Genomic DNA, 17,357 nt, shown 5'->3' with positions numbered 1-17,357 from the left:
GGCCTCTCACGGCTTGCCTATTGCTTACCGCACAGCGAGACGACCTTCTGCTCATCCTCCGAGAGGCTGGGGCCGGGGCTGGGGGTCGCTGAGGGGGACGGGGACGATGACGCCGAGGGGGACGCCGAGTTCGTAGGGCTTGGCGAGGCCTTGGACGTGAGAGAGGTCTTGGTGGTTCCCGTGGTGCCTCCGGCCTCGCCCTGGCCGGTGCTGGAGTTGGTCTTGGACTCGGACGCGGTGCGCTCCGACTCCTTCTTGCAGGCGGAGGCCTGCACGGCCAGTTCCTGGACCTTCGACTGGGCGTCCGTGAGACCGCCCTCGGCGATGGTGGCCTTGACCTGCTTCTGCTGGTAGGGCGGCAGGTACTTGAGTTCGATCTCGGGGTGGTCCTTCTCCACCTTCGAGAGCGACACCCAGGCCAGGTCCTGGCTGATGCCCTGGTACAGCGCGACGTGGGTGCCGTTGGCGCCGACGTAGTACTGGGTCTGCGTCCAGCGGTAGCCGCCGTACAGGCCTCCGCCGATCACGGCGAGGGCGAGGATGCTGTAGAAGGATCTCTTCAGCCACCTGCGGCCCTTGCGGGGCTTGACGAAGTCGTCGTCGGTGTAGTCGCCGAAGCTGCCGGCCGGGACGTATCCGGTGGTGTCGCCGGAGCCGGGCGGGCCGAACTCGCCGCCTCCGCCCTGGCCGGGCACCTGGCGGCCGAGGTTCGCGGCACGGCCGGCCGGGGTCTGCATGAAGCCGTTGTCGTGCAGGTGCTGCTGGTTCTCGGCGACGGCGCCGACCACGACCGGGGTGTCGGAGAGCTGCCCGGCGAGGGTGTCTCCGGTGTCCAGGTCGAGGACGTCGGCGATGATGACCGTGATGTTGTCGGGGCCGCCGCCGCGCAGGGCGAGCTGGATCAGCTCCTGCACGGTCTCCTGGGGCCCCTGGTAGCTGGCGAGGGTCTCTTCCAGGGTCTGGTGGGAGACGACCCCGGAGAGCCCGTCGGAGCAGATGAGATAACGGTCACCCGCGCGCACCTCGCGGATGGACAGGTCGGGCTCGACGTGGTCGCCGCTGCCCAGCGCGCGCATCAGCAGGGAGCGCTGCGGGTGGGTGGTGGCCTCTTCCTCGGTGATCCGGCCCTCGTCGACGAGCCGCTGCACCCAGGTGTGGTCCTGGGTGATCTGGGTGAGCAGGCCGTCCCGCAGCAGATACGCGCGGGAGTCGCCGACGTGCACCAGGCCGAGCCGCTGGCCGGTCCACAGCAGGGCGGTGAGGGTGGTCCCCATGCCCTCCAGCTGCGGGTCCTCCTCGACCATGGCGCGCAGCTGGTCGTTGGCGCGCTGCACGGCGTGGCCGAGGGAGGTGAGGATGTCGGAGCCGGGCACGTCGTCGTCGAGCGTGACCAGGGTGGAGATCACCTCGGAGGAGGCGACCTCACCGGCGGCCTGGCCGCCCATGCCGTCGGCGATGGCGAGCAGGCGGGGACCGGCGTAACCGGAGTCCTCGTTGCCCTCGCGGATCATGCCTTTGTGCGATCCGGCGGCGAAGCGCAGTGACAGACTCATGCGCACCTCGCCTGTCGGCTCCGGGTACATCCGCACGGTGCCCACCCTCCGGTCGGGAGCGCGCAGCGGACCGGCGTCAGGTCCGCCGCTGCGTGCTCGCTCCGCTCGCGCCTATCCATGATGTAGCACTACTTCCGCAGCTCGATGACGGTTTTGCCGATGCGGATCGGCGCGCCCAGCGGGATCGGTGTGGGAGTCGTCAGGCGGGACCGGTCCAGGTACGTGCCGTTCGTGGACCCGAGGTCCTCGACGATCCACTGGCCGTCGCGGTCCGGGTAGATCCTGGCATGGCGGCTGGAGGCGTAGTCGTCGTCCAGCACGATCGTGGAATCGTGGGCGCGGCCCAGGGTGATGGTCTGTCCCTGGAGCGCGACCGTCGTACCCGTGAGCGTGCCCTCGGAGACGACGAGCTTGCTGGGGGCGTTGCGCCGTCGGCCGCCGCCTGCGGCCGGCTGCTGGCCGCGCTGCTGCGGTGGCGCGGCCTGCTGCCGGGCGGCGGGTTGCTGCCGGCGTCCTTCTTCCCTACGCGATCCGCGCTGGGTGACGCGCGTACCGAACAGGTCGCTGCGGATGACCTGCACGGCCACGATCACGAACAGCCACAGTACGGCCAGGAAACCCAGCCGCATGACCGTGAGGGTCAGCTCTGACATTGCCCCCGCTTCACCCTTCGGCTTGCCGGTAAATGATGGTGCTGCTGCCCACGACGATCCGCGAGCCGTCGCGGAGCGTAGCGCGGGTGGTGTGCTGCCCGTCCACCACGATGCCGTTGGTGGACCCGAGATCCTGGATCGTCGAGGGCGTTCCGGTCCGGATCTCGCAGTGCCGGCGGGAGACGCCGGGGTCGTCGATCCGCACGTCGGCCTCGGTGCTGCGGCCCAGCACGAGCGTCGCGCGGGAGATCTGATGGCGGGTGCCGTTGATCTCGATCCAGTAGCGGGTACGGGAGCCGGGCGCCGAGGCGCCGACCGGCCCGGAGGGCCCTGCGGGCCGCTGGGCGGCGGGCTGGGCCGGCTGCGGATAGCCGTAGCCGCCGGGGCGCTGCGGGGCGCCGGGGGGCGGTGCGCTCGGCATGGGCGGGGCCGCGGCGGACTGCGGGTAGCCGTAGCCGCCCGGTCGCTGCGGGGCGCCGCCGGCCGCGGGCGCGCGCTCCGGGGCGGCCTGCTGGTTGCTGGAGGAGGCGAGGGTGCGGCTGCGCACCCGGTACAGGCCGGTGTCCAGGTCCTCGGCCTTCTCCAGGTTGACCTTGATCGGCCCCATGAAGGTGTAGCGCTGCTGCTTGGCGTAGTCGCGGACCATCCCGGCGAGCTCGTCGCCGAGCTGCCCGGAGTAGGGGCTGAGCCGCTCGAAGTCGGGTGCGCTCAGCTCGACGATGAAGTCATTGGGTACGACGGTCCGGTCGCGGTTCCAGATGGTCGCGTTGTTGTCGCACTCGCGCTGCAGCGCACCGGCGATCTCCACGGGCTGGACCTCGGACTTGAACACCTTCGCGAAGGTGCCGTTGACCAGACCTTCGAGACGCTGCTCGAACTTCTTCAGGACTCCCACAGGGCACCTCCTCTGTCGCGTTGCCCGTACGGCTTGCCTTACCGCTACTGCTCACTGATCGTATCTACGCGTCCGGCAATCAGCCGGTTCCCCCAGCGGCCCCGGTTCGAACTCCTCGGCGCGCTTCTTCCTGTCAAGGATCGGCGCTTCTTCTGCCAAGGATCGTAGAGGTGGCCCACGTCCAGTGTCCCGCACCTGACTGTGCACCTGATCCGTCTCCTGGACAGATGGCCTGGACCGGTACGAGGTTGATACGTGAACGCCGACTGCTCGGTACGTGGGCGTCAGGTGAGCGCTGCCCGGAGACAAGGGATGTGAACCCACCCCCTCCCACGTGCTAGTGTTCTGCGTGTCGGAAGGCGCCGGGCCGAAGGAAACAGAGGCCGGGACCGGAGGACACACCCAATGCGCGGGTGGCGGAATAGGCAGACGCGCTGGATTCAGGTTCCAGTGCCCGCAAGGGCGTGGGGGTTCAACTCCCCCCTCGCGCACAGAGAGAAACCGACGAAACGGGTCTCTGCCGGTGACGGAAGTCATGGCGGGGGCCCGCTTCTCGTTGTCCGGTGATCGTCAGGCGACTGTGAGGCATCGCACGGCCTGGTGAGGGCATGCGGAGGGCCCCGACTCGTGAGCTATCTCACGGGCGGGGCCTGTCTTGTTCGTCCTGTGATGTCCGGGACCGGATCGATCTACGCGGCTGGTGCCAGGTGCCGCGTCGGGGTCGAGGTCTTCCGGTCTTCCGCTCTTCGGTCTGCCGGCGATGGTGGGTGCGGCGCCGTGGGCGTTCGCCATCGAGGGCGAGGGTGTCCAGCCACTTCCTGATCTTGCGGCGGTTGGCGTGGGCCGGCCGGCTGGACGGCGAGCGGGATCGTCTGCGCGCCGGTTCCGCGGATGCGGCCGGAGCCTACGGAAGCGGCGGGAGCCTGTGGATTCGATGCCCTCGGCGAGCGGGTTCTTGGCGTACCCGTTGTAGCCCTCGACGCTGTTGCGGAGCCGGAAGAAGACCTTCTGCCCATCAGGGCCGCGGTACTCCAGCGCCTACCAGTGCGTGGCACCGGCTTCTGGGCTGACGGTGATCGTGCGCCGGCGGCACACGCCTTGAGATGTGCCGTTGCTGCCGCGCGGGGCGTGCGGCAGGCAGGGGGACGGAGTCCGTCCTCGCGTGACCTGTCCGAACAAGTGCGGGGCCTGCGCCTTTACCTTCCACTGAAGATCTCGTTGCGTACTGGTCATCTGTTCTTGGTCAACATCCTCCAAAAGGACCTTATGTTCGCGGTCAAGTAATGGGCAAGAACAGTAACGGAGGACGTTGTGTCCCTGGATGTTCGTAGGGCTCGGCGGTTCGCCGCTCCCGCAACCGCCGCAGTCGCCGCCGCGGTCGTGACGATGGTGGTCAACCCGACGCTGGGCGCGTCGGCCTCGGCTCCGCACGCCTCGGCCAAGACCCCGACCGCCAAGAACGTCATCTTCATCAACGGCGACGGCATGGGCGCCGCCACGCGCCAGGCCGCCCGCCTGCACCTGGCCGGCCTGGGCGGCCAGCTCGCGATGGACAAGCTCCCCACCTCGGGCCAGCTGACCACCGAGCCGGACGACCCGAAGGCCGTCGTCACCGACTCGGCCGCCGCGGCGACCGCGTGGGCCACGGGCGAGAAGACCTACAACGGCGCGATCAGCGTCGACGTGGACGGCAACCCGCTGGCCACCCTCGGCCAGCAGGCCAAGGCGGCCGGCAAGGCCACCGGCCTGGTCACCACCGCGCAGGTCACCGACGCGTCGCCGGCGGCGTTCTTCTCGAACACCGCCAACCGCTCGGCGCAGGACGAGATCGCCCGCCAGTACATCGAGGTCAGCAAGCCCGACGTCATCCTGGGCGGTGGCGAGGACTGGTGGCTGCCCGCGGGCAGCGCCGGCGCGTTCAAGGACCAGCCCGCCGAGGACCCGTCCGAGGCGAGCAAGGGCACCAAGGGCAACCTCATCAACAAGGCCAAGAAGGCCGGTTACTCCTACGTCTCCGACGCGGACCAGCTCAGCCGCGCCAAGGGCGGCAAGCTCCTCGGTCTCTTCGCCAACGAGGAGATGTTCCAGCAGCGCGCCGAGGGCCAGGGCGACGTGTACAGCCCGGCGGTCGGTCTCTCCACCATGACCAGCAAGGCCCTGAGCACGCTGGACAAGAACAAGAAGGGCTTCTTCCTCATGGTCGAGGAAGAGGGTGTGGACGAGTTCGCCCACTCGAACAACGGCACCCGCGTCCTGCAGTCCATGCGGGAACTGGAGAAGGCGGTGGCCGTGGCCCGTGCCTACGTCGCCACCCACCCCGACACCCTGCTGGTCGTCACCGGCGACCACGAGACCGGTGGCCTGGCCGTCGAGGAGTCGGACGCCGCTGACGAGTCCGGCACCGGCATCTCCGCCGAGGACGGTCCGTTCAGCATCCGCGGCAGCGAGAAGAGCTTCTACATCGACTGGACCACGTCCGGCCACACCGGTGTGGACGTTCCGGTGACCGCGGCCGGTCCGCTGTCCGACCGCTTCACCGGCAAGCACGCCAACACCTACGTGTACGACGTGCTGCGCCAGGCCCTGACGCGCCGCTGAACGACGCGCTGACAACCGAGTGCGCCTTGGGATCAGAAGGGCGTCGTCCGCACTGCGGGAAACGTTCTTAATGTGCACGGGAAGTGCTCGCTGACCGAGCACTTCCAGCCCTGATCAGTGCATTTCGTCGGTTCCACACAGAGAGGAACCGACGAAACGGGTCTCTGCCGGTGACGGAAGTCATGGCGGGGGCCCGCTTCTCGTTGTCCGGTGATCGTCCGGCGACTGTGAGCCATCGCACGGCCTGGTGAGGGCATGCGGAGGGCCCCGACTCGTGAGCCATCTCACGGGCGGGGCCTGCCTTAGTTTTGTCCTGCGATGTCCGGACCGGATTGATCTACGCCGCTGATGCCAGGTGCGCTGTCCTCGACGTCTTGCGGAGCCGGAAGCAGACCTTCTGCCCATCAGGGCCGCCGTACTCGAGCGACTGCCAGTGCCTGTCGCCGGACTTGGGGCTGACGGTGACGGCACGCCGGCGGCAGACCTTGGCCGAGCCCACCGGGCTGGGCTCCAGGTCGACGAGGGGCAGGGGGATGCCGCGGCTTGAGGGGGGGCACTGGGCCTTGCCTGCTTCGGCGGGGCGCACCATCCGCTGGTAGCCCTCGTCGTCGGCGTCCATCCCGAGGGCGAACGCATGACGAGTGCAAGATCGACCCGATGAGGAACAACTCTCCCCAGACATTGCCTCGTTATGGAAAGGCGTGTGCGCATCTCTACGTCAACGGGGTGCGGCGTGTGAGCCAGTGTCACCACATTACGAAGTGAGCCGTTCATGATCCATCAGCAGCAAGGGCGGGAACAACCCGGGGAGGCGCGACAGCGGTCGGCTGGGGTCGCCGCCTTCGCGGCGGGTCTTGTATTGACACTCGCCTTCTTCGCCTTCTTTCCCGGGCTTCCACACGTTATCGACTGGGGGGCGATCGTCGTCGCCCTCCTGGTGGGAGTGCTCACTCGATGGATCTGCCGGTCCTTGATGGGAAAGAGGAGCAAAGAGAATAGGTGAGCTTGGATACGGGGACGCGGGCCGCCACAAGGCTCTCCGAGGCCATCGAGCGCGGTCGTCCAGCGGGTGCCGGCCGCTCGGGGTCTCGATGCCCCTGGCCTGCGCCGTGGGAAACCTGCTGTGACAGCGCGGGAAACGATCTACGTGTCGCACTCACAGGGCCTGATCAGCACGTTTCGTCGGTGCCCCACAGACAGAGGCGAAGGGCCCATCGTGATCACGATGGGCCCTTCGCTGTGCCGGTGTGGTTCACGGGAGCGGGCGAGCGGGTGGTCGGTCGGCACGGGTTGGCGGTGTGATTTTCCTGTCGGTGTGAGGTGTCTCTCACTGGGCGGATCAGTGGGTGGATCACTGGGCGGACGGGTGCGGTCTTCGGGTGGCTGTGGCGGCCGTTGCGGTTGCGGTCAAGACCGCGAGGGCCGCGCAGACGGTGGTGGTGGCGGCCAGGGCCGGCCAGGGGAGGGTGAGGGTGGCCGGGGCGTGCAGGACGTGCAGGGCCGCCCCGACGGCCGCCAGGTTCAGGGCCGTGACCAGCAGGCCCAGCAGGGCGCCGACCGCGACCACCGTCAGCGCCTCGGCGCCGGCCAGCCGCAGCACCTGCCGGCGGGTGGCGCCGGCCAGTCGTAGCGCGGCCAGTTCGCGGACCCGGTCGGAGGTGGCCATCACCATGGTGTTGACCAGGGAGATCCCGGTGTAGAGGAGCGCGATGCCTAGCACCAGGAGGAAGCCGAGGCGGGTGGTGCGGTCGGTCCGCGGGGAGGTCGCCGCGATCCATTGGTCCGCGGTACGGACCCGGCCGCCGTCCGCCCGGACCGCCCGGCGCAGCCCGGCGGCCACCGCGGCCGCGTCCGCGCCGTCCGCCAGGGCCACGTCGACCCGGTCGACGGCTGCGCCGGGGGCGTTGGCCGGGGTGACGTACACGCCGTTGTCGCCGGTGCCCCTTGTCATCACGGCGGCGATGCGCAGGGTCTTCCGGGTGCCGTCGCCCAGCCACACCCGCACCCGCTGCCCGACGGTGTGCCTCTCCCACTCCTCGTTGACGATGATCGAGCCGTCGTCCAGGCCGGTGGTCCGGCCGGCGGCGAGCGGGAGGCGGGTGGTGGCGGCCAGGGCGGCGGGATCGGCGGCTCTGGCCTCGGACCTGACCAGCGCGACCCCGTCCTCCAGCACGTACACCGCGCTCGCCGAGGTCACGGCCACCTCGGTGCCGGGCGCCGCGCGCAGCGCCTTGAGCGTCGCTGCGTCGAACCCGCCCGCCGAGGGCGTGACGACGAAGGCCGCGATGGTCCGGGCGCGGGTCTCGGCGGCCCCGGCCGCGCCGAGCGTGGCGGTGGCGCCGAGCAGCGAGCCCGCGAGGGCGACCGTCACCAGCACGGGCGCCGCGACGGAGGCCGTACGGCGCACCGCGGCGGCCGCGTTCTCGCGCACCAGCAGGCCGGTGGCGCCCGGGAGCCGTGCCGGGGCCCAGGTGAGCAGCCGGGTCAGCGGGCGGACCAGGACGGGGGCCAGCAGGGCGACCGCCGTGATCAGCAGCATCGGACGGCTCACATAGCTCTTGCGGTGCAGCAGACCACCCGGGTCGCCGAGGAACGGGAGCACCGCGGCGGCCACCAACAGAGCCCCGCCGCACAGCCAACGCCCCCAGGTCATCGGCCTGTTGTCCACGGCCGCCTCGCGCAGCGCCTCCGCCGGCCCGGTCCGGCCCGCCCGCCAGGACGCGGCGACCACTCCGCAGAGCGCGACCAGCACCCCGGTGGAGAAGGCCGCGCAGTACGGCCAGACGGCGTCCCCCGTCTCGAACCAGTCCGGGGCGAGTCCGGCGTCGACCGTCCAGCGGACCAGGCGGGGTGCGCCGTACCGGCCGAGCACACAGCCCGTCGCCGAGGCGACCACGCCGACCAGCAGGGCCTCGGCGGCCACCGTCCGGCGCAGCTGCCCGGGCGTCGCCCCGGCGGCGCGCAGCAGACCGAACTCGCGGCGGCGCTGGGCAACCGCGAAGGCGAACGTCGACGCCACCACGAACACCGACACGAAGGCGGTGACCCCGCCGGCCGTGCCGAACAGGGCGTTCAGCGCGGTGAGCGCCTCCCGGTCACGGTCGGGATCCGGGTCGGCGTAGCGGCGGTCGGCGCCCGTGAGGACCTGGACGCCCGTGATCTTTTTCACTGCGTTCCGTACCGCCGTGACGTCCGCGTCTGTGGCCAACTGCACACTGCGGGGCTGGAGTTGCGCGGCCCGGGCGTCGGTGTAGAAGACGGCGTGCTCGAAGCCGCGGTCGGCGACCGTGCCGACGACCCTGACGCTGCCGCGTCGCGTGCGCAGGCTCTGGCCGGGTTTCGCCCAGGTGCCGCTGACCACCACCTCGTCGGCAGCGCGCGGGGCACGCCCCGAGGCGATCTCGTACGGCGCGAACGCGGCGACCGACCAGGGGTGGCCGACCAGATCGCCGGGCGCGCCCCGCACCCGTACGGCGAAGGAGCGGTCCGGGGTGACCCGGCCGAGCCGCTCCAACTCGGCGACGGCGGCGGGGGGTACGGCACGCGGCTCGGCCAGCTTCTGGGTGCGGTCGCCGATCGGGGTGGGCACGCGCAGGGTGTCGGCGCCCTTGACGACGACCGGGGCGGCGGCGAACCGCTCCGGGGCGCGGGTCGGCGCGTCCAGCGAGGCGGCGAGGGCGAGGCCCGTCACGGTGAGCAGCCCGACGCCGAGCGCGAGGGCGACGAACCCGCCGACGAAGGTGACCCAGCGGGCGCGCAGGGTGCACAGGGCGACACTCAGCACGGGAGGGTCTCCGGCTGGGGGGTGGGGCGGGGGCCGGAGCCGGTCCGGGGTGCGGGTTCGGTGCCGGTCGCGGGTCGGATCCGGGGTGTGGTGTAGGTCGCGGGTCGGGTTTGGGGCGTGGTGTCGGTCGCGGTTCCGGTCCGGGGCGCGGTATCGGTGCCGGTTCTGGGCGATGTCTCCAGTTCGGTCATCCGTGCCGCGATGGCGTCGGGGCTCGCGCTCGCCAGTTCGTCGTTGACCCGGCCGTCGACCAGGAAGACCACGCGGTCGGCGTAGGAGGCGGCGACGGGGTCGTGGGTGACCATGACGGTCGTCTGGCCCTGGTCGTCGACCATGGCCCGCAGCAGCGTCAGCACCTCCCGGCCGGTCCGTGAGTCCAGGGCGCCGGTCGGCTCGTCGCCGAACAGCACCTCGGGGCGGGTGATCAGGGCCCGGGCCAGCGCCACCCGCTGCTGCTGGCCGCCGGACAGCTCGGTCGGCCGGTGCCGGGCGCGTTCGCCGAGACCGACCTGCCGGAGCACGTCGCGGACCCGGGACTTCGGCACGCGCCGGCCGGCCAGCCGCAGCGGCAGCGCCACGTTCTGCTCGGCGGTCAGCGAGGGGAGCAGATTGAACGACTGGAACACGAACCCGACCCGCTCCCGGCGCAGCAGGGTCAGTTTCGTCTCGCTCAGCCCGGTCAGTTCGGTCCCGGCCAGCAGGACCGACCCGGAGGTGGGCCGGTCCAGGCCCGCCGCGCACTGCAGCAGCGTCGACTTGCCGGAGCCGGACGGGCCCATGACGGCGGTGAAGGTGCCCTTGGGGAAGCCGAGGGAGACCTGGTCGAGCGCGGTGACGGCGTTGTCGCCGGAGCCGTAACGCCTGCTGACGGAGCGCAAGGTGATCGCGTCGCCGGTGTCGCCCGCGTTGTCGGTGCCGCCGGTGTTGTTGGCGTTGCTGGTGTCGCTGGTCATGGGGCCTCACTGCTCGAAGGGCGTCTGGTGGTGGCCGGGTGGTGGGTCCACGAAACCGTCCGGGGGCGGGGCTGCGCAGTGCGGCAGGACGGAGATCCGGGGTAGGGCCAGGCCTACCTCCACCCCGGTGGCTGGACGGATGGCCGGGGCCGCGGCCCGCCGCCTACGGTGACCGGCATGCAGCCCCCTCCCCGCAACGTCTGGCAGGCCATGGCCGGGCCCCGCTTCCTGGTCTCCGGCTGGCCCTGGCGTGCCGTCGGCTACCTGCTGAGCGGTGCGGTCACCGGTGCCGTACTCCTCGTGGGACTGGTCACCGCGGTCACGGCCGGCGTCGCGCTCGCCGTCGTACTCGTCGGGCTGCCACTGCTGCTCCTCACGGTGCTCGCGGGCCTTCCGGTGGCCCGGCTCGAACGGCACCGGCTGCGGCTGGTCGACCGGCATCCGGCGTACGACCCGCATGTACGGCCTTCCGCGACCGGCCTGCGGGCCTGGCTGACCACCCGGCTGCGGGAGCGGGCGACCTGGCGCGAACTCGGCCACGCGCTGCTGTTCGCGGGCCTGTTGTGGCTCCTGGACGCGCTCGCCGTGACCCTCGCCCTGCTCTGCCCGCTGTCGCTGGTCGCCGCCCCGCTGCTGCTGGCCACGGCCGGCGAAGAGCGCGGGACGAAGGTGCTGAAGGCGTGGACGGTCAGCACCTGGCCGGCCGCCTTCGGGGTGGCGGTGCTGGGGTTGTCGCTGCTGGCTCTCGGCGGCTATGCGCTGGGCGTCACGGCCGGCGCCCGGGCCGGGCTGACCCGGCTGCTGATCGCGCCGCGCGAGGCGGAGCTGGGGTCGCGGATGGTCGAACTGGCGCGGTCCCGGGCGCGGTTGGTAGACGCCTTCGAGGCGGAGCGGCGGCGTATCGAACGCGATCTGCACGACGGCGCCCAGCAACGCCTGGTCGCCCTGTCGATGACCCTCGGCCTGGCCCTGCTGGACGCCCCGCCGGGCCCGTTCGCCGAGCAGCTGGCCAAGGCCCAGCGGGAGGCGGGCGAGGCGCTCGCCGAACTGCGGGAGATCGTCCACGGCATCCATCCCCAGGTGCTCGCCGACCACGGCCTGGCGGCGGCGGTGGCCGACGCGGCCGACCGCACGGCCGTTCCCGTGGACGTCGACTTCCGGCTGCCCGTGCGGCTGCCGCAACCGGTGGAGGCGGCCGCCTACTTCGTGGTGCGCGAGGCGCTCGCCAACGTCGACCGGCACAGTGGCGCGGGCCGTGCCGGGGTGCGCGGCGGGCACCGGGACGGGCGGCTGTTCCTGGAGGTGCGCGACGACGGCCGGGGCGGCGCGGACGCCGCGGCGGGCAGCGGGCTCACCGGACTCGCGGACCGGGTGTCGGTGCTGGATGGCACACTCTCGATGTCCAGTCCGCCGGGTGGACCGACCCTGCTGCGTGTGGAGTTGCCGTGCGAACCGACCGATCGCTGCGGGTAGTCCTGGCCGAGGACAGCGTGCTGCTGCGGGAGGGGATCGTCGGGCTGCTGAGCCGCTGCGGGCACGAGGTGGTCGCGGCCGTGGGGGACGCGGAGGCGCTGGTCGCGGCGGTGGCGGAGCATGCGCCGGACGTCGTCGTGACGGACGTACGGATGCCGCCGGGCTTCCAGGACGAGGGCCTGCACGCGGCGGTGCGACTGCGTGCCGCCCGGCCGACGCTGCCGGTCCTGGTGCTCAGCCAGTACGTGCAGCGCAGTTACGCGGCCGACCTTCTCGACTCCGGTGACGGTACGGGCGTCGGCTATCTGCTCAAGGACCGGGTGGGGCAGGTGGCGGACTTCGTCGAGGCGTTGTGCGCGGTGGCCGACGGGGGGACGGTGGTCGACCCCGAGGTGGTACGGCAACTGCTGCGCCGGCGCCGGGATCCGCTGGAGCGGCTGTCCCCGCGCGAGCGGGAGGTGCTGGCGCTGGTCGCGGAGGGGAAGTCGAACGGCGCGATCGCCCGGGAGCTGGTGGTCTCGGAGGCGGCGGTGGGCAAGCACATCGGCGGGATCCTGACGAAGCTGGACCTGCCACCGGCGGAGGAGACACATCGGCGGGTACTGGCGGTGCTGGCTTTCCTGCGGGCTTGAGGGGGGTGGGCGCGGGGATGTGCGGGGGGTGCTTTCGGGTGCGGCTGGGTTGTGGTTGCTCGCGCAGTTCCCCGCGCCCCTGGATGCAGGGCCAGTGATCCCGTGGAGGTAGGGACAGTGATCCCACCTGAGGGGCGCGGGGCTGTGTTCGCTATGCGGCTACCGCCGCGTGGGCGCGACCGGCCCCCGACCACCCGCAGACGCCCGACGCCGGCCGCCCCCCGATTCCTGTCCGCTCCCCCCGAAGTTATCCACAGGGGCTGACGCGTTTCCGGCCCCCACCTGTACCGTTTCACCGAGTTGATGTTCGTGCGTGTGCGTGTGCGGAGTACGGGGGAGGCGGTCGACGTGACCGGACTGGAAGAGCTGCCGGCGGCCGGGGCGCGCAAGTTGCCCTCGCCGAAGGGCTTTGCGCAGTGGCCCGCGAAGGGCTCGCCCAAGGAGGAGGGCAAGGCGCTGCGTTCGGCCGTGCCGCGCCGCGGCCATGACGCCCTGGACCTGGACGGCTCCCGGCCCGACGCGGTGAGCGCGGTCGAGGAGTCCAACCGCGACCGCATCCCGGAGCTGATCCCGATAAGGGTCGGCAGAATGGCGGCGAGCCCGTTCGCGTTCCTGCGCGGCTCGGCCGGCCTGATGGCGCACGACCTGGCCCGCACCCCGATGACCAGGATCGCCACCCAGATCTGCGGCGACGCCCACGCGGCCAACTTCGGCCTGTACGGCGACCCGCGCGGCGACCTCGTCATCGATCTGAACGACTTCGACGAGACGGTGCTCGGCCCCTGGGAGTGGGACCTCAAGCGGCTCGCCGCCTCCCTGGTGCTGGCCGGCCGGGAGGCGGGTGCCGACGAGGACACGTGCCGCAAGGCGGCGGGTGACACGGCCGGTGCCTACCGCCGCACCATGCGCCTGCTGGCGAAGCTCCCGGTGCTGGACGCGTGGAACGCCATCGCGGACGAGGAGTTGGTCTCCCACTCCGACGCCCACGACATGCTCGGCACCCTGCGCCGGGTCTCGGAGAAGGCCCGCGCCAACACCAGCGGCCGGTTCGCGGCCCGCTCCACCGAGCCCACCGAGAACGGCGGGCGCCGCTTCGTCGACGCCGTGCCGGTGCTGCGCCGGGTCGCGGACGAGGAGGCGGAAGCGGTCGTGGCGGCCCTGGAGCACTACGTCACCACGCTCTCCGAGGACCGCCACCCGCTGCTCTCCCGGCACGCCCCGCACGACGTCGCCTTCCGGATCGTGGGCACCGGCAGTGTCGGCACCCGGTCGTATGTCGTGCTGCTCCTGGACCATCGCGGCGAGTCGCTGATCCTCCAGGTCAAGGAGGCCCGCCCGTCCGCGCTCGTCCCGCACCTGGCGACGGCCGGCTTCGAGGCGCCCGCCGTCGACCACGAGGGACGCCGGGTGGTCCTCGGGCAGAAGCGGATGCAGGTGGTCAGCGACATCCTGCTCGGCTGGACCACGGTGGCGGGCCGCCCCTTCCAGGTCCGCCAGTTCCGCAACCGCAAGGGCAGCGTCGACCCGGCCGCCCTGTCGCCCGACCAGATCGACGACTACGGCCGGATGACCGGCGCCCTGCTGGCCCGCGCCCACTCCCACAGCGCCGACCCGCGCCTGATCGCCGGCTACTGCGGCAAGAACGAGGAGCTGGACGAGGCGATCGCCGCGTTCGCGGTGACCTACGCCGACCGCACGGAGGCGGACCACGAGGAACTGGTGGCCGCGGTCCGCACGGGCCGGATCGCGGCCGAACTCGGGGTGTGACCGCCGGTGACAGGTCCTGAGGTGCAGAGGTGAAGTACGTCGTCATCGAGGACGGCGAGAGCGAGGGTCCGGTCTTCGGCGACGGCGAGGACGCCGGTCCGGTGTTCGTCGATGCCGGCGGTGTGGGGCCGGTGTTCGCCGGCGGCGCGGGCGTGGGGTCGGTGCGTATCGACCCCGGCCCCTATCTGGCGCGGCTCCCGGAGTTCGCCGGTGAGCTGCCGCCCGGCGCCCGCGCCTTCGCCACCGACCCGGACCACTACGACTTCAGCGGCCACCGCTGTGTGAAGGACCTGCGCCCGCTGGAGATGCGGCGCACCGCCCCCGACGACATCGAGATCCGCTTCCGTCACAACTGCTTCAAGCACGACGAGGACCTGGTCGTCCGGTACTCGGGGGTCTCCCGCTTCCAGACGGACGTCCTGGGCGCCTGCGACCTGACCTCGCTCGGCGAGGTGATCCTCGACGAGATCCTCCCGTACCCCGACGGCTGCACCCACGAGCTGGTCTGCCGCCCCGGAACCCTCGTCGTGGCCTGCAGAGATCTGGTCGCCGAGTGGGTGGCGGCCACCTCCGAGGACGACAGGCCCTAGTCTGGTCGGGTGACGACCCCGGAAGCTGAGCAGTCTGAGGCACCGCGGCCCGAGGAACGCCTGGAACAGGCCGTGCGGGCCGCCGAGCAGGCGTTGATCGAGTTCGAGATCGCGGTCGAGACCTTCCGTGTCGAGGTCGAGAACTTCTCGCGCCTGCACGAGCAGAAGCTCGGCCCCCTCTATCTCCGCCTCGAGGAGCTGGACGCGCGGATCGCCGAGGCCAAGGCGGCCCGCACCGGCGACCCCGAGGACATCCGCGCCGCCGAGGAGGCCCGGGCCCGGGTCCTGCCCATCCCCGGCGTCGAGGAACTGCTGCACGGCTGGATGGACGGCCACGGCCTGTTCCCGGAGGCCGTCGCGATGCTCACCGAGCAGGAGGTACGGCCCCCGCAGCGGGTGCGGCCCAGCGAGGAGGCCCGCCGGCTCTACCGCGAGCTGGCCCGCAAGGCCCATCCCGACCTGGTGCAGGACGAGGCCGAGCAGGAGCGGCGCGAGGAGTTCCTCAGCCGGGTCAACGCGGCCTACGCCCGCGGCGACGAGGCCCTGCTGCGGGAGCTGGCCGAGGAGTGGGCGGCCGGCCCGGTCCCGCCCGAGCGCAGGCCGAGCCGCGCCGAGGAGCTGTACGCCCGCCTCGAATGGCTGGCCGAGCGCAAGGAACTGCTCACCCTGGTCGCCAAGGAACTGGAGGACGGCCCCATCGCCGGCCTGCTCCGGCTGGCCCCCGAGGACCCGGACAGCCTCCTCGACGAGATCGCCGAGAGGCTCTACAAGGACGTGGCCGAGCGGGAGACGGAGCTGGCCGCGCTGCTCACCCAGGAGTAGCGGTCGGGTAGCGTCGGAGCCATGAACTTCGCAGCGCGTGTGCCCACGGTGGAGGTCGCGGACCTCAAGGACGGCGACTTCCTGCTGGACGTCCGCGAGGACGACGAGTGGCAGGCGGGCCACGCCGCGGGCGCCCTGCACATCCCGATCAGCGAGTTCGTGGCCCGCTACGGCGAGTTCACCGAGGCCGCTCCCCAGGACGGCCGCGTCCACGTCATCTGCCGCTCCGGCGGCCGCTCGGCCCAGGTCACGATGTACCTGGGCCAGCAGGGCATCGACGCGGTGAACGTGGACGGCGGCATGCAGGTGTGGCAGGCGGCAGGACGAGAGGTAGTGACGGACACCGGCGAACCGGGTTTCGTCATCTGAGGGGGACCCGACGGCGCCCCGCACCGGGGCGCCCCCGCTATCCCAGTGGGTGCGCGGCCAGCAGATCCCCCAGCGCCTCCTCATGGGCCCCGGCGGACCCGAGCGCCAGCTCGAGCTGTTTCGCCCAGGCGTGGTACCGGTGCAGCACATACTCCGTGTCGGCGCCGAAGCCCCCGTGCAGGTGCTGCGCGGTCTGCACCACCCGCCGCACCCCCTCCGCCGCCCAGATCTTCGCCACCGCCACGTCCCCGGCCGCCGGCAGCGCCCCGGCCGCCCCGGAGGCGATCCGCCACGCCGCCTGCCACAGCGTCGCCTCCATGGCCCGCAGGTCGATGTACCGGTCGGCGGCCTGCACGGCGACCGCCTGGAACGTGGCGACGGGATGCCCGAACTGCTCCCGCTTCCCCGTGTACTCGCTGGTCATCCGCAACACCCGCTCACCCAGCCCGAGCGCCAGCGCACACGTCCCGGTCGCCAGCAGCTCCCGCAGCCACTCCCAGGCTCCCGCCGCGGTCACCACATCCCGCTCCGCGACCCGCGCCGACTCCAGCCGCAGCTCCCCGAGCCGTTCCCCGCTGGTCGACACCTGCTCGGCGAGCGTGACCCCGTCACCGGACGGCGCCACCAGTGCCAGCACGCTCCGGTCGCCGTCGGTATGCGCCGGTACGACGACGAGATCGGCGTCGTACACCCACGGCACCGCCGTCTGCACCCCGTCCAGCACCCAGGCCCCGTCCTCTCGCCGTGCGGTCACCGCCTGCTCGGCCGGGTCGTGCCCGGTGCGCCCGCTCGCGGCGACGGTCAGCACCAGCTCGCCGCGCCCCGCCCGCGTCAGCAGCCGGCCCCTCAGCTCCGCGTCCCCGTAGGTCTGGACGGCCGCCATGGCCGCGCTGTTCTCCAGCAGCGGTACCCGGGCCAGCACCTTCGCCGACTCCCGGAGCACCAGGCAGAGCGCGATGGCGTCCAGCCCCGCCCCGCCGTACTCCTCGGCCGTCAGCAGACTCAGCAGGTCCGCGGCGGCCAGCCGCTCCCACAGGTCCCGGTCGAAGTGCTCGGCCACGGCGCCGGTGGTCAGCGCGGGGCTCGGCACCGCGTCCGGTGCCACCCCGGCGAACACCCCGCGCGCCGCCTCGGCCGCCGCCAGCTGCTCCTCGGTGAAGGTGAAGTCCACGGTGCTGTCCTCCCGGCGGGTCCGCTGATCTGACGGTCCGTCAAGATAGAACAGGTTCTAGAAGAAGGGAACCGAAAACCTCTGCGATCACCCGCTC

At 71.9% G+C, this 17,357-nt stretch carries 14 protein-coding genes and 1 tRNA gene; 8 read left to right on the top strand and 7 right to left on the bottom strand.

Annotated elements, in window-relative coordinates; all coding sequences use genetic code 11:
• Positions 1–17: 17 nt before the first annotated feature.
• From ACFWXC_RS06515 to ACFWXC_RS06505, 3 genes are all read right to left on the bottom strand, one after another.
• Entirely contained in the window at positions 18–1,583 is a 1,566-nt protein-coding gene (locus ACFWXC_RS06515; protein WP_384474191.1) for a Stp1/IreP family PP2C-type Ser/Thr phosphatase, read from the bottom strand.
• 98 nt (positions 1,584–1,681) lie between these two features.
• Positions 1,682–2,206 carry an FHA domain-containing protein gene (locus ACFWXC_RS06510; RefSeq protein ID WP_351738084.1) on the bottom strand — a complete coding sequence of 175 codons (525 nt, stop codon included), beginning with the start codon at positions 2,204–2,206 and terminating at the stop codon, positions 1,682–1,684.
• Between the two features lie 10 nt (positions 2,207–2,216).
• Positions 2,217–3,101 carry an FhaA domain-containing protein gene (locus ACFWXC_RS06505; protein ID WP_384474010.1) on the bottom strand — a complete coding sequence of 295 codons (885 nt, stop codon included), beginning with the start codon at positions 3,099–3,101 and terminating at the stop codon, positions 2,217–2,219.
• Positions 3,102–3,508: 407 nt separating this feature from the next.
• Here ACFWXC_RS06505 and ACFWXC_RS06500 point away from each other — a divergent pair.
• Both ACFWXC_RS06500 and ACFWXC_RS06495 read left to right on the top strand, forming a co-directional pair.
• Positions 3,509–3,592: transfer RNA gene (locus ACFWXC_RS06500), tRNA-Leu, on the top strand.
• Positions 3,593–4,487: 895 nt separating this feature from the next.
• Positions 4,488–5,699: an alkaline phosphatase gene (locus tag ACFWXC_RS06495; RefSeq protein WP_384474188.1), complete on the top strand. Its 1,212-nt coding sequence runs from the start codon at positions 4,488–4,490 to the stop codon at positions 5,697–5,699.
• 337 nt (positions 5,700–6,036) lie between these two features.
• On the opposite strand, the gene ACFWXC_RS06490 is transcribed toward ACFWXC_RS06495, so the two are convergent.
• The 3 genes from ACFWXC_RS06490 to ACFWXC_RS06480 form a co-directional block, all read right to left on the bottom strand.
• A complete protein-coding gene (locus ACFWXC_RS06490) occupies positions 6,037–6,318 on the bottom strand; it encodes a hypothetical protein (protein ID WP_384474007.1) in 282 nt (93 codons plus the stop codon).
• Positions 6,319–7,050: 732 nt separating this feature from the next.
• On the bottom strand, positions 7,051–9,483 hold the full coding sequence (locus ACFWXC_RS06485; protein ID WP_384474004.1) for an ABC transporter permease: 2,433 nt from the start codon (positions 9,481–9,483) through the stop codon (positions 7,051–7,053).
• Positions 9,477–10,436 carry an ABC transporter ATP-binding protein gene (locus ACFWXC_RS06480; RefSeq protein ID WP_384474001.1) on the bottom strand — a complete coding sequence of 320 codons (960 nt, stop codon included), beginning with the start codon at positions 10,434–10,436 and terminating at the stop codon, positions 9,477–9,479. Before ACFWXC_RS06480 ends, ACFWXC_RS06485 begins: the two co-directional genes overlap by 7 nt.
• Positions 10,437–10,646: 210 nt before the next feature.
• Between ACFWXC_RS06480 and ACFWXC_RS06475 the strand changes: the two genes are divergently transcribed.
• From ACFWXC_RS06475 to ACFWXC_RS06450, 6 genes are all read left to right on the top strand, one after another.
• Complete coding sequence (locus ACFWXC_RS06475; RefSeq protein ID WP_384474185.1) at positions 10,647–11,909, top strand: sensor histidine kinase; 1,263 nt, start codon at positions 10,647–10,649, stop codon at positions 11,907–11,909.
• Entirely contained in the window at positions 11,882–12,541 is a 660-nt protein-coding gene (locus ACFWXC_RS06470) for a response regulator (RefSeq protein ID WP_384473998.1), read from the top strand. The genes ACFWXC_RS06475 and ACFWXC_RS06470 overlap by 28 nt, the downstream gene beginning before the upstream one ends.
• A 303-nt stretch (positions 12,542–12,844) precedes the next feature.
• Positions 12,845–14,308 carry a DUF2252 domain-containing protein gene (locus ACFWXC_RS06465; RefSeq protein ID WP_384473995.1) on the top strand — a complete coding sequence of 488 codons (1,464 nt, stop codon included), beginning with the start codon at positions 12,845–12,847 and terminating at the stop codon, positions 14,306–14,308.
• Positions 14,309–14,337: 29 nt separating this feature from the next.
• Entirely contained in the window at positions 14,338–14,898 is a 561-nt protein-coding gene (locus ACFWXC_RS06460; RefSeq protein WP_384473992.1) for a hypothetical protein, read from the top strand.
• Between the two features lie 9 nt (positions 14,899–14,907).
• Complete coding sequence (locus tag ACFWXC_RS06455; protein ID WP_384473989.1) at positions 14,908–15,720, top strand: hypothetical protein; 813 nt, start codon at positions 14,908–14,910, stop codon at positions 15,718–15,720.
• A 39-nt stretch (positions 15,721–15,759) separates the two neighbouring features.
• Positions 15,760–16,089 (top strand): rhodanese-like domain-containing protein, encoded by a 330-nt coding sequence (locus ACFWXC_RS06450; protein ID WP_351738617.1) that lies wholly within the window; start codon positions 15,760–15,762, stop codon positions 16,087–16,089.
• A gap of 37 nt (positions 16,090–16,126) precedes the next feature.
• Here the strand turns inward: ACFWXC_RS06450 and ACFWXC_RS06445 are convergent, their stop codons facing one another.
• On the bottom strand, positions 16,127–17,260 hold the full coding sequence (locus ACFWXC_RS06445; RefSeq protein ID WP_384473986.1) for an acyl-CoA dehydrogenase family protein: 1,134 nt from the start codon (positions 17,258–17,260) through the stop codon (positions 16,127–16,129).
• Positions 17,261–17,357: the final 97 nt, after the last annotated feature.

Origin of the sequence: Streptomyces sp. NPDC058683 (genome assembly GCF_042716195.1) — a bacterium.
Taxonomy (GTDB): domain Bacteria; phylum Actinomycetota; class Actinomycetes; order Streptomycetales; family Streptomycetaceae; genus Streptomyces.
Note: the sequence above shows the minus strand (reverse complement) of the source record. Positions and strands in the feature narration are given on the sequence as shown.

Bases quoted from the DNA above. Each gene is read 5' to 3' on its own strand.
- ACFWXC_RS06510 (WP_351738084.1), bottom strand. From the start codon at position 2,206: ATGTCAGAGCTGACCCTCACGGTCATGCGGCTGGGTTTCCTGGCCGTA.
- ACFWXC_RS06515 (WP_384474191.1), bottom strand. From the start codon at position 1,583: ATGTACCCGGAGCCGACAGGCGAGGTGCGCATGAGTCTGTCACTGCGC.
- ACFWXC_RS06490 (WP_384474007.1), bottom strand. From the start codon at position 6,318: ATGGACGCCGACGACGAGGGCTACCAGCGGATGGTGCGCCCCGCCGAA.
- ACFWXC_RS06495 (WP_384474188.1), top strand. From the start codon at position 4,488: ATGGTGGTCAACCCGACGCTGGGCGCGTCGGCCTCGGCTCCGCACGCC.
- ACFWXC_RS06480 (WP_384474001.1), bottom strand. From the start codon at position 10,436: ATGACCAGCGACACCAGCAACGCCAACAACACCGGCGGCACCGACAAC.
- ACFWXC_RS06475 (WP_384474185.1), top strand. From the start codon at position 10,647: ATGGCCGGGCCCCGCTTCCTGGTCTCCGGCTGGCCCTGGCGTGCCGTC.
- ACFWXC_RS06465 (WP_384473995.1), top strand. From the start codon at position 12,845: ATGTTCGTGCGTGTGCGTGTGCGGAGTACGGGGGAGGCGGTCGACGTG.